The following is a 12951-nucleotide window of genomic DNA, read 5'->3' as shown; positions in this document are numbered from 1 at the left end:
ACAGCTTAAAAAATCAATACTTTAATAGGTAAAACTAGTAAAAGTAAAATCCAATTAGTTGGCAAGTCTGAAACGATTTTCAGATGGCTTTATTTCTAAAGAAATCGCTATAAAAAAGGAAACTTCATCGCAAAAGTTAGACCATTTTTTACTAACTTTTCAATAAAGTTTCCATGCATTTTTATACTATTTTTACGTTTTTTATTGTTGTAAAACCTTTCGTGGCTTCGTTCCTTCTGCAGGTCCGATAACTCCAGCCATCTCTAATTCTTCCATCAAGCGAGTTGCTCGGTTAAAGCCAACTGATAAACGACGTTGAATCATAGATGCGCTCGCTTTTTGAGTTTCAATGACCAGAGCCTTAGCTTCTTCAAATAGCGGATCTCCACCTTCATCTCCTGTGCCAGATTCACCATCTATCTCAGAAACCTCTCCGGGATCAAAGCTTTCATCATAGTCAGCATCTGCTTGAGCCTTGATAAAGCTAACAATACGCTCAACATCATCATCCGAGATAAAGGAGCCTTGCAGTCGAACGGGATGATTTTCATCGATTGGTTTGAAAAGCATATCGCCTCGACCCAGGAGTTTCTCAGCACCATTTTCATCCAAGATAGTTCGCGAATCCGTTCCAGAAGATACAGCAAAGGCTACACGTGACGGTACATTGGCCTTAATCAAACCAGAAATAACATCAACCGACGGACGTTGCGTCGCAAGAATCATGTGAATACCAGCCGCACGCGCCTTCTGTCCAAGACGGATAATAGCATCTTCTACTTCCTTGCTGGCTACCATCATGAGGTCAGCTAACTCATCGACAATCACAACAATCAAAGGAAGTGGTACTTGTTTATACTCAGATTGAGCGTTGAATTCCTCCACCTTAGCATTGAAACCAGCAATATTACGGACGCCAATTTTGGCAAAGAGTTCATAGCGATTTTCCATCTCATCCACGACTTTTTGAAGGGCCTTGCTGGCCTTACGAGGGTTGGTTACTACAGGAATCAAAAGATGAGGAATATCATTATAGACTGACAACTCAACCATCTTCGGATCCACCATCATAAACTTGACTTGGTCTGGACGCGCCTTCATGAGAATACTTGCAATGATACCATTAACTGCAACAGATTTACCAGAACCTGTCGAACCAGCCACTAGCAAGTGAGGCATTTTAGCTAGGTCAAAACTACGAGCTGTTCCGTTAACTGCTTTCCCAAGGGGAATTTCTAGCAGATTTTCAGGTTTAGTTTGCGATTGTTCCCAGAGCTCTCTGAAGGAGACTGTCGCAATCTCTGAGTTAGGCACTTCAATCCCGACTAAGGATTTCCCTGGAATTGGAGCTTCGATACGAACATCTTTCGCAGCCAAGGCCAGAGCCAAGTCATCTGCTAGATTGGAAATGCGATTGACCCGCACACCAACAGCTGGCTTGACTTCGTACTTGGTAACTGATGGACCGATTTCAGCACGTTCAACCGTTACCTTGATACCGAAACTCGCAAAGGTTTCTTCCAAAATTTTGATATTTTCTCGTACGATTTTCTTTTCTTTTGACTGATCTTTTGGTTTATCAGGTGCAAAGAGTTGCAAGCTGGGGAGTTTGTACTCTAAAGCTTTTTTAGCAGAAAAATCTACCTCAATATCTTCATCCTCTAAGAACTCAGCTTCCTCTGGAATATCAACTTCGCTAGGAAGATCATAGTCTGCTTGCGGGAGAATAATTTCAGGTTCTATCCATTCTTCCTCTGGAAGGGGTGGTAAATCATCAAAGTGAACAGGGGAAGCTTCTAAAATCTCGCCAGTTTCCATATCAACAGGAGGTATATCCAATAAGGCTTGCTCTACTTGTTCTTTTTCTAGTCTTTCCTGTTCCTCTGCTTCCTTACGAGCTTTTTCTTCTTCTCGTTTGACGAAGCGTTCTTGTTTCTTCTGCTCACGTCTCTCCATCCAAAGGGCAAAACGTGCTCCAAGGAAATCAGCAACGTCATAGACAGACCAAGGACTAACTAGAAGAGCACCGATCAAGATTAAGATGGCTCCGATAAAGTAAGTACCAATATTTGAAAAGAGAAAGGCGACTGGAATATAAAGGGCAACACCTAGAAGCCCTCCTCCAGCAAAGCTAGTCACACGAAAGCCTGTCAAATCTGTCAAAACTTGGGCTAAAGTCCCCTTTAAGACAGATTGCTCTAAGCCATATTTCCATACAAGATAAGCTTCAAAAATCAACAATAAGCCTGAAAAAATGCAAAGAAAACCTGAGATTAGACCTTCTTGCTTCCGAATCCATTTAAAGAAAAAAAGATAGACTAGAACGACAAAGATGACCAGATAGGCCAGACTTCCTACTAGTAACCGAATAAGGTTATAGAGCGTGAGTCCAACTGCTCCTAATCTCAGAGCAGCGAATATTAAGCAAAAAGCTATGACTAAGGAAATTAACATCCGTTGGATAGCTTGCTTTCTTTCTAATTCAGCTTTTGACGGTCTCCGTCTTGTTTTATTTGTATTCTTGTTTGCCATGCTTCTATTATACCATATTTCAGAAACATCTAGAAAAATCAAAAAAATGACGGAATCTACTAGATACAATCATTTTTCGTTAATATTTCTGCACTTTCTTTTCTATATGATTTTTCAACAACCTTGTCTCACTATTTCTTTAAAAATCTAATTGCTGATTTTCTTGCTTTCTCAATCTTTTCGATTTCCAACTTCTCTACAGCAGATGTAGGGATCCATCTTTTCCCAAACAATACCTGGGCTGCTTCTATCATCAGAGCGCAAGCCTGCAAGTCCTTTTCTTCTGTAATTGCTTCAGAAAACAAATCCTTCGTTTTTTCCATTAAGATTTCTTTTTTTACTTGATGAAAAGATAATTGTATTAGACTACTGGCAGACCAGGAACGACAAAGAGCATCTTGGTCAGTCAAGAGATGTTATCCTAAGATTTCTATCTCACCAATTGAACCAATCCAACCTAGGGCAATGATTAGCTTTCTACGATTCGAAGCTTCTGAATTAGGAAAAAGAGAGAGCAGAACAGGAAGTACTTGCTTACAAGAAGAAGCATAAAAATCTCTATGTCTTGCTTTGGAGAGGATTTTCGCTAGAAGATATACAATCAAAACGCGTTGACTCTCCACTTCCTCTTGATTGAGAGTTTCTAAAAGATAATCGATTCCCGCCTGCCCATGCTGGTCAAAACTCGCTTCAAAATTCAGGTCAGTTCCTTCCTCCCAATCGTTGCAAATGAGCTCAAAATGAAAGGCAATTTCTGGGCTCCTACCTAAATCAGCGATAAAATGAATTCGTTTAGAATCAGGAAAATTCTCCTCCAGCAAGCTGGCATAGGTCTCTTGCAACACTTCTTTTGTAAGATTTTGGCAATAAATCTTAGATTTCTCTCGTTTGTCGATTTCTTCTTTTCTAGAATCACTCATGACACTTATCTCCTCTAAGGTATTTGTAGAACTTTAGCATTCTGTCATTTATACTCTTCGAAAATAAAATTCAAACCACGTCAGCGTCGCCTTACCTTACTCAAGTACAGCTTGCGGCTAGCTTCCTAGTTTGCTCTTTGATTTTCATTGAGTATTAAATTCTCAACGATTTACCTCTATTATATCACTTTAAAAACCTGTCTCCCTAACTCCATTATCAAAAAATGACTGACCACTTTCGTGTTCAGTCATTTGAATCTATTGTAATTATTTTTCTAATGGTTTACGAAGGTAACCATAAACCACACCACTAACAAGTGCTCCAATCAAGACAAAGACAAGGTAAAGAAGGGCATTTGTTGTAAGGGCGATAACGAAGATTCCTCCATGTGGTGCCATGAGTTTGATATTTGCAAGACCAACAAGTCCACCTGCTACTGCTGAACCAAGGATAAAGCTTGGAATAGCACGAGCTGGGTCAGCTGCACCAAATGGAATCGCACCTTCAGTGATGAATGACAATCCCATAACGATGTTCGTCAAACCTGAGTTACGTTCTTCTTTTGTAAATTTATTTTTGAAGAGAAGTGTTGCGACAAAGATTGCAAGTGGTGGAACCATTCCTCCTGCCATAACTGCTGCCATGGCTACTGAACCACCTGTTGCCACTGTTGCTGCAAGAGTACCAGTACCAAAGACATAAGCTGCTTTATTGACAGGTCCACCCATATCGACGGCCATCATTCCTCCAAGAACGATACCAAGAAGGACAGCTGAACCGCCTCCAAGACCGCCAAGGAAGTCGTTCATAGCAGTGTTGATTGCTGCCATTGGGATGTTAACAGCTAGCATGACAAATCCTGTCAAGACTGTTCCAAGAAGTGGCAAGAGAAGGATTGATTTAGCACCTTCAAGCGAGCGAGGAACCTTCACGTATTTCTTAATCAATAGCACCAAGGCACCTGCGATAAATCCACCAACAAGGGCTCCAAGGAAACCTGATGATACACCTGCAAGAGCTGAAGTTGCTTCACCACCTTGAGCATAAGGGATTTTACCAAAGGCAAAACCTTCTTTGGCGATAGCACCAGCTACGAAACCTGCTACCAAACCTGGTTTTTCAGCGATTGAGTAAGCAACATATCCTGCAAATACTGGAAGCATCAAACCAAAGGCTGCGCCACCGATTTTCATGAACATAGAAGCGAGTTCATGGTAAGAACCAAGATTTCCAAGGCTATCATTTGGCACACCCATAGCACCATCAATCAAGAAGGCTAGGGCAATCATGATACCACCACCGATAACGAATGGCAACATTTGAGATACACCACTCATCAAGTGTTTGTAGAAGGCACCACCGATACTTTGTTTTTCATTAGATGCTGTTGTTGCTTTTGCTCCATTAGCAGCATGGTAAACTTCAGCATTTCCAGAAAGAGCAAGGTTGATCAATTCTTCAGTTTTACGGATACCGTCTGCTACTGGACGATTTACCAATGGTTTGCCATCGAAACGATCCATTTCAACTGCTTTATCTGCAGCGATAATTACAGCTTTAGCCTTGCGGATATCTTCTGCTGTCAATTGGTTACCAACACCGCTGGCACCATTAGTTTCAACCTTGATACCAACACCCATTTCAGCAGCCACTTTTTGAAGAGCTTCTTGAGCCATGTAAGTGTGGGCGATACCTGTTGTACAAGCTGTAACTGCTACGATAAAGTCCCCAGATTCATTAGCAGAAGGCTGAGCTGGTTCCTCAGTTTTTTCTGACGCTTGATCAAAGAGTTCAATAACTTGGTCAGCTGATGTTACTTGACGAAGTTTGTCAGCAAAACCGTCTTTCATTAAGTATTGAGATAATTCTGCCAAGGCCGCCAAGTGAGTATCATTGGCACCTTCTGGAGCAGCAATCATAAAGAAGAGATCAGTTGGTTGTCCATCTAAACTTTCGTAGTCAACACCCTTATTTGACTTAGCAAAGAGAACAGTTGCTTCTTTAACTGCAGCGTTCTTGCTGTGAGGCATTGCGATACCATCACCCAAACCTGTAGAAGTCAAAGCTTCACGCGCCAAGATTCCTTCTTTGAAGGTTTCGAAATCTGTCACATATCCGTGCTCTACCAAGCTATGAATCATTTCTTCGATAGCTGCTGTTTTTTCAGTTGCTTGCAAATCAAGCAACATCACATCTTTTCTCAGTAAATCCTGAATTTTCATCTTTTTTCTACCTCAACTTTTTCATAAGTCTCTTTAATAAATGTTGCAGTCGCCAAATCATCTGAGAAGGTTGTTGCTGTTCCACAAGCCACTCCCCATTTGAAGGCTTCCACTGCGTCTTGTGATTTAACAAACTCACCAGTAAATCCAGCAACCATTGAGTCACCAGCTCCCACTGAGTTTTTCACGGTTCCCTTGATTGGTTTAGCAAAGTATGCTCCCTCTGATGTTACCAGAAGGGCTCCATCGCCAGCCATAGAGATGATCACGTTTTGAGCACCTTTAGCCAGCAACTCTCGAGCGTATTTTTCAATCTCATCTAAACTTTCGAGTTTCACTCCAAAGATAGATCCCAGTTCATGATTATTTGGTTTGACCAAAAGTGGTTGATAATCCAAACTATCGATCAAGGTCTGACCTTCAAAGTCACAGACTACTTGAGCGCCCGTCTGACGCGTCAAAGCAATCAACTCCTTATAGATGACATTGCCTAAGTTTTTAGCACTCGAACCCGCAAATACAACTGTATCTTCTGCTGTCAGACTTGAAAGAATGGCTTTTAACTCTTCAAGTTGTTCGGGTGCAACATTAGGACCAGTTCCGTTTATCTCTGTTTCTTGATCTGCTTTGATTTTAACGTTGATACGCGTATCTTCTGCTACTTGAACAAATCGCGTTTCAATTTGCTCCTCAGCTAAAGTGTCTGTGATAAATTTACCTGTAAAGCCTCCGATAAATCCAGTCGCTGTATTTGGAATGTCTAGACGTTTCAAGACACGGCTAACGTTGATTCCCTTACCACCAGCAAACTTATCATCACTATCCATACGATTAACACTACCAACTTCTACTTTATCCAAACGGACAATGTAGTCGATAGATGGATTGAGTGTGACTGTATAAATCATACTTCTATTACCTCCGTTTTCTCTTTGATAGCTGGCAAGAGCTCATGACCCTTGCTTGTAATGACAATAGCTCGTTTTATAGGCGCAACCTTAGCGAAACAAGACTGACCAATCTTAGATGAATCTGCCAAGACATAGGTTTGTTTGGCATTTTCTAAGATAGCACGCTTAACCGCTCCTTCCTCCATGTCTGGAGTTGTATAATAACCTTCGTCTACACCGTTCATTCCGATAAAGGCACGATCAAAGTGTAATTGGTTAATTTGGTTAAGAGCCACCCCTCCGATACTGGCATCCGTTGTCATCTTTACGCCACCACCGATAATCACTGTTGGGATTTGCTTATCCACTAATTGTACCGCATGGTGAATGGAGTTGGTTACTACAGTAATGTCTTTTCGCTCCAATTCCATAATGAGAAAGGCTGTCGTACTTCCTGCATCCACAAAGATAACATCTTTTTCTTTGATGAGGGAAGCTGCTTTTTGCGCAATCAACTTTTTCTCTTGAAGGTTTTTGACAGATTTTTCTTGAATAGTTTCTTCTTCTTGCAAGGAGTGAGGCAACTCAGCTCCCCCATGCACTCGGCGAAGTTTATTTTCAGACTCTAACTCATCTAAATCACGTCTAACTGTTGATTCTGAAGTATCTAGCAAGCCTACTAATTTCTCTAAAGTAACGACTTTATGTTTACCCAGCTCCTCTAAAATCAACTTTTTTCTCTCAGTTTTTAGCACTTACTCACCTCCTGTTAACGATTACAATAATCATTCTATCACAAAAAATATCAAAGTCAAGCACTTTTTGTCGTTTTCTTTCATTTTCTATCATTTTGCCAATTGTTTGAATTTTATTTGCAAGATACTTGCCTTTATGTTAAACTATCTTAGTAAGTATTGGAAGATTACTCAAGAGGCTTAAGAGGCCGTGTTGGAAACGCGGTAGGCGTGTGAAAGCGTGCGTGGGTTCGAATCCCATGTCTTCCGTTGCTATAGTGTAGCTGCATCTTCATGCAGCTTTTTATAATGGATTTTTCATCTAAGATGAGAATTCCAAAAAATCACCCAAGATTCAACTCTTGGGTGATTTTTTTCTTCAATTTTAATCATCAAAATGATATTTTTTCTACTTCATCTCAGATGCTCTTAAAAAATATCAAATAGCAATTTCACATTGAGAACAGTTAAGATAATGGAAACAATATAACCAAGGATAGTATTCCACTTGGCATTGGTAAATTCGCCCATCAGTGATTTTTTTGAAGTGAGATAAATCAAAGGGAAGATTGAAAATGGAAGAGCGATTGAAAGAAAGACCTGCGAATAAACCAATAACTGATCCAAGGTTTTTTCCTGATGACCAAAAACAACCGCTACAATCATGACAGGCAACAAGGCAAAGAGACGAGTTGCCAAACGAATGAACCATTGAGGCAATCTCATATGCAAGAAACCTTCCATAACGATTTGTCCTGTCAAGGTACCTGTGATAGTCGAATTCTGACCACTGGCTAATAGGGCCAAGGCAAACAAGGTTGATAAGGTTGAGCTAGCTATAGCTCCCGCAATGGTAGAATCCTGCAGGGCGTTATACATTTGAGAAAAGGCAGAAATCTCAGATGCATGTCCGAAAAAGAGAGCCGCCCCTAAGATTAAAAGAAGGGAGTTAACCACAAAGGCCAAGGATAATTGGAGATTTGAATCCCAGGTCATAAAGCGCACGGCTTTTCGAACATCATTCTTGTCCTTGTGATTGATTTTCCGAGTTTGAGACAAGGAAGAATGCAAATAGAGGTTATGGGGCATAACCGTTGCTCCCACGATCCCTAGTGCCAAGGTTAATTGACTTTCATGCCCTGGCAAGGGACTTTCAAATAAGGTTGCATTCGGTAGATAACCCTCAACGATTCCTTGGAAGCTTGGATGTGACAAAGCTACCAGATAGGTAAAAATTGCTAGAATGGTTAAAATCAGTGTTGTCACAATAGCTTCAATCTTCTTAAAGCCAAATTTCATCAGAAGCAATAAGAGAAAAACATCCAACACGGTCAAGAGAATTGCTATCATAATCGGAATCTTAAAGAGAAGATTGAGAGCAATCGCTGAACCTAGAACTTCTGCCAGATCTGTCGCCATCAAGGCTAATTCTAAAATCACCCATAGACTATAACGAAGCCATTTAGGTGAATGATGAGCCGTTGCTTGAGCCAGGTCCATCTGGGTTACAATACCAAGCTTTCCTGCCATCTGCTGAAGTTGCATGGCAATGAGAGATGAAATCAAGATAACAAACAAGAGACTATACTTATAGGAAGCACCACCGACTACACTGGTAATCCAGTTTCCTGGATCCATATAACCAACTGCGACAAGAGCACCCGGACCTAAAAAGGCCTTTAAATTTTGCCAGAAATGATTGTTATTTGGAGTATCGATAGATTGATTAATCTCAGAGAGTGACACTTTTTTATGAGAAGACATAGATACTTACCTCTTTCTAAACCTACTTTTTCATTATTTTCTATTAGAGAAAAATAAGATTGACTTTAAACTATTAAAACAATGAAAACTATATGAAAAACATTTAGTTTTTTCATTATTTTTCTTAAGGCACCTTAATTATAAAAAATATGATAAAAACTTAAGAAAATTCAACAAAATTTTAGGGAAAGTCAGAATAAGTCTACTCATTAACGATAATGATAAATCTATTGATAAACTTTGACATTTAATAGTGAACTGTAACTATTATTTCTAACTCGATTTCTCTATAAAAGAGTAAAAACCAGCGTCTTTTGACGCTGGATAAAAGCTACTTAGATTATTTAACAAGAAACTAAATGGCTTCTGTAACGAAGCTACGGCTTTCAAGTACCTTAAGCATAGCATCCGCTGTATCTAGGGCTGTAAAGAGTGGTACACCATGTTCGATAGCTGAACGGCGGATTTGTTCACCATCTTCATCAGCAGTTCGCTTGGTACCAACTGTGTTGATGATAGCTTGGATTTTCCCTTTACGAACATAGCTTGGGATATCATGTTCATCATCACCAATCTTACCAACGAGTTGAGCCTTCAAGCCATGACTTTCAAAGAAAGCTGCTGTTCCTTGAGTCGCAAGGATACCATAACCAATATTTTGGAAACGACGAGCCAAATCCAAAGCTTCTTCCTTGGCATCATCAGCGATAGTAAAGACAACATTTCCAAAGGTTGGCAAGTGAAGATAAGAAGCTTCAAAGGCCTTGTAGAGAGCTTTTTCAAGAGTCGTATCAGAACCCATAACCTCCCCTGTTGACTTCATTTCAGGACCAAGCAAGCTATCTACTTTCGCTAGCTTGGTAAATGAGAAGACTGGTGCTTTAATATGAACACGACTACTTTCTGGGTAAAGTCCATCTTGGTAACCAAGTTCTTCAAGACTTTGACCAAGAATTAACTTAGTTGCAACCTGAGCCATCGGGATATTGGTTACTTTTGATAGGAATGGAACAGTACGGCTGGCACGTGGATTGACCTCAATAACGTAGACTTTCTCATCCTTGATGACAAACTGAATGTTCATCATACCAAGACAGTTAAGGCCGATTGCTAGGCGTTTTGTGTAGTCTGCAATCGTTTCTTGCACTTTTTGAGACAAGGTTTGTGGAGGGTAAACAGCCATGGAGTCACCTGAGTGGACACCGGCACGTTCGATATGTTCCATGATACCTGGGATGAGGACATTTTGTCCATCTGAGATAGCATCTACTTCACACTCTTGACCGACGATATAAGAGTCTACAAGAACTGGATGATCTGGACTTGCCTTAACGGCTGTGCGCATGTAAGAACGGAGATCTTCTTCGTTTTCTACAATTTCCATAGCACGTCCACCCAAGACATAAGAGGGACGAACAAGGACTGGGAAACCAATCTTGCGAGCTGCAAGTACAGCTTCTTCTTCGTTTGTAGCAGTCTGTCCAGGTGGCTGTGGAATATCCAAATCTTTTAGGGCTTGTTCGAAGAGGTCACGGTCTTCGGCGCGGTCTAGGTCAGCAACCTGCGTACCCAGGATAGTCACACCTGCTTTTGCTAAGGGCTCAGCAAGGTTGATAGCTGTTTGACCACCAAACTGAACGATAACACCTTTTGGTTGCTCCAAATCGATGACATTCATGACATCTTCGAATGTTAATGGTTCAAAGTAAAGTTTATCCGATACAGAGAAGTCAGTTGAAACTGTCTCTGGGTTCGAGTTCATGATAATAGCTTCGTAGCCAGCAGCTTGAATTGCCTTAACAGAGTGAACAGTCGCATAGTCAAACTCAACTCCTTGACCGATACGGATTGGACCAGAACCTAGGACCAGTACAGATTCCTTTTCAGACTTGATCGATTCATTTTCCCAACCATAGGTTGAATAGAAATAAGGAGTTTCTGACTCAAATTCTGCCGCACAGGTATCAACCATCTTGTAAACTGGGACAATCTTGTTTTCCAAACGTAGTTGGCGAACTTGATCAGCTGTAGTATTCCAGAGTTCAGCAATCTTACGGTCTGAAAATCCATTCAATTTTGCAGTTTTCAAAACTTCAAGATTTTGTGGATGTGAGCCTAATTCTTGCTCAATTTCAAAGATATGCAAGAGTTTATCAAGATAGAAGATATCGATTTTTGTAAGCTCAGCAATTTCTTCTGGTGTGTAACCACGGCGAATGGCCTCTGATACGTAGAAGAGACGGTCATCCTGTGCTTTCACAACCTTTTCAATCAAGGCATCATCTGAGACTTCTGCAAGTTCAGGCATCTCATTGTGGTGCACCCCAATTTCAAGTGAACGACAAGCTTTAAGAAGTGACTCTTCGATGTTACGACCGATTGCCATAACTTCTCCAGTCGCCTTCATCTGAGTACCAAGACGGCGCTCACCCTTTTCAAACTTATCAAATGGGAAGCGTGGAATCTTGGCAACAACGTAGTCAAGGGCTGGTTCAAACATGGCATAAGTTGAACCTGTTACTGGGTTAATGACCTCATCCAAGGTCAAACCGACTGCAATCTTAGCAGCCAATTTAGCGATTGGGTAACCTGTCGCCTTAGAAGCAAGGGCTGACGAACGCGATACACGAGGATTTACTTCGATAACATAATATTTAAAACTATGTGGATCGAGAGCCAACTGAACGTTACATCCACCTTCAATCTTGAGAGCGCGGATAATGCTCAAACTTGCATCACGAAGCATTTGGTTTTCATAATCTGACATAGTTTGCGCTGGGGCAAATACGATGGAATCCCCTGTATGAATCCCGACTGGGTCAAAGTTTTCCATGTTACATACAACAAGAGCATTGTCAGCTGAGTCACGCATCACTTCGTACTCGATTTCCTTGAAACCGGCAATGGAACGCTCAATCAAACATTGAGTAACAGGTGACAACTTCAAACCATTTTCAGCAATTTCATGCAATTCTTCCTCATTGGCACACATACCACCACCAGTACCACCTAGAGTAAAGGCTGGGCGGACGATAACTGGGTAGCCAATTGTTGCTGCGAAGGCTACGGCTTCTTCCACTGTGTTAACAATTTCTGATTCAGGAATTGGTTGGTTCAGCTCTTCCATCAATTGTTTAAAAAGATCACGGTCCTCCGCTTGGTCGATGGCAGACAATTTAGTCCCGAGAAGTTCTACTCCCAATTCATCAAGAATTCCATTTTTAGACAATTCCATGGCCATGTTAAGCCCTGTTTGCCCACCAAGAGTTGGAAGCAAGGCATCTGGACGTTCTTTACGGAGAATACGAGTTACAAACTCAAGTGTGATTGGCTCAATGTAAACCTTGTCTGCAATTTCCTTATCCGTCATGATGGTTGCAGGGTTTGAGTTCACCAAGACAACCTCATAACCTTCCTCTTTCAAAGACAAGCAAGCCTGAGTCCCAGCATAGTCAAACTCAGCAGCCTGACCAATAATAATCGGACCAGAACCAATCACCATAATTTTTTGAATATCAGTACGTTTAGGCATTTATAAGATATTAAGGGCGCCAAGCGGACAAAGCTAAAATAGGAGTTATGACGAAGAACTGTCAGTTCTAGGAATAACTATCTTTTTAGCACCGTCCGTAGCCCGTATTCAGTTCAGCAAATACGGCTCACCCTTCTCCTTTCTATTCGTCGCCTCACAGGGCGACATTAAATAAATTCTCCGACGATTTTTTAACGAAACGATATTTTTCGGTAAAAAATCTAGTGCAGGGAGTTTTTAGTTCGCCTAATAGCGACTAAAAGAAACGACCTGCCTTTCTATTCGTCGCCTCACAGGGCGACATTAAATAAATTCTCCGACGATTTTTTAGCGAAACGATTTTTTTCGATAAAAAA

The 12951-nt window shown here is 41.0% G+C and carries 6 protein-coding genes, 1 tRNA gene and 1 pseudogene; 1 reads left to right on the top strand and 7 read right to left on the bottom strand.

Features of this window, described 5'->3' with window-relative positions; translation table 11 throughout:
* Nucleotides 1–201: 201 nt before the first annotated feature.
* From QM911_RS00305 to QM911_RS00285, 5 genes and pseudogenes are all read right to left on the bottom strand, one after another.
* Nucleotides 202–2532 (bottom strand): DNA translocase FtsK, encoded by a 2331-nt coding sequence (locus QM911_RS00305; RefSeq protein ID WP_414312735.1) that lies wholly within the window; start codon nt 2530–2532, stop codon nt 202–204.
* A gap of 131 nt (nt 2533–2663) precedes the next feature.
* A pseudogene (locus tag QM911_RS00300) lies at nt 2664–3452 on the bottom strand (HEAT repeat domain-containing protein).
* A 267-nt stretch (nt 3453–3719) separates the two neighbouring features.
* Nucleotides 3720–5675, bottom strand: coding sequence for a fructose-specific PTS transporter subunit EIIC (locus QM911_RS00295; protein WP_373113108.1), 1956 nt, complete (start codon nt 5673–5675; stop codon nt 3720–3722).
* Complete coding sequence (gene pfkB / locus QM911_RS00290) at nt 5672–6583, bottom strand: 1-phosphofructokinase (protein WP_254727054.1); 912 nt, start codon at nt 6581–6583, stop codon at nt 5672–5674. The genes QM911_RS00295 and pfkB overlap by 4 nt, the downstream gene beginning before the upstream one ends.
* Nucleotides 6580–7320 (bottom strand): DeoR/GlpR family DNA-binding transcription regulator, encoded by a 741-nt coding sequence (locus QM911_RS00285; protein ID WP_414312734.1) that lies wholly within the window; start codon nt 7318–7320, stop codon nt 6580–6582. Before QM911_RS00285 ends, pfkB begins: the two co-directional genes overlap by 4 nt.
* Before the next feature lie 161 nt (nt 7321–7481).
* Here QM911_RS00285 and QM911_RS00280 point away from each other — a divergent pair.
* Nucleotides 7482–7569: transfer RNA gene (locus tag QM911_RS00280), tRNA-Ser, on the top strand.
* Between the two features lie 159 nt (nt 7570–7728).
* Here the strand turns inward: QM911_RS00280 and QM911_RS00275 are convergent.
* Together QM911_RS00275 and carB are read right to left on the bottom strand one after the other, a co-directional pair.
* On the bottom strand, nt 7729–9063 hold the full coding sequence (locus QM911_RS00275) for an Nramp family divalent metal transporter (protein ID WP_045763804.1): 1335 nt from the start codon (nt 9061–9063) through the stop codon (nt 7729–7731).
* Between the two features lie 355 nt (nt 9064–9418).
* Entirely contained in the window at nt 9419–12595 is a 3177-nt protein-coding gene (gene carB, locus QM911_RS00270; RefSeq protein WP_414312733.1) for a carbamoyl-phosphate synthase large subunit, read from the bottom strand.
* Between the last annotated feature and the right edge of the window lie 356 nt (nt 12596–12951).

Origin of the sequence: Streptococcus infantis (assembly GCF_047460825.1) — a bacterium.
Lineage (GTDB): Bacteria > Bacillota > Bacilli > Lactobacillales > Streptococcaceae > Streptococcus > Streptococcus infantis_V.
This window is presented reverse-complemented; position numbering and strand designations above follow the sequence as displayed.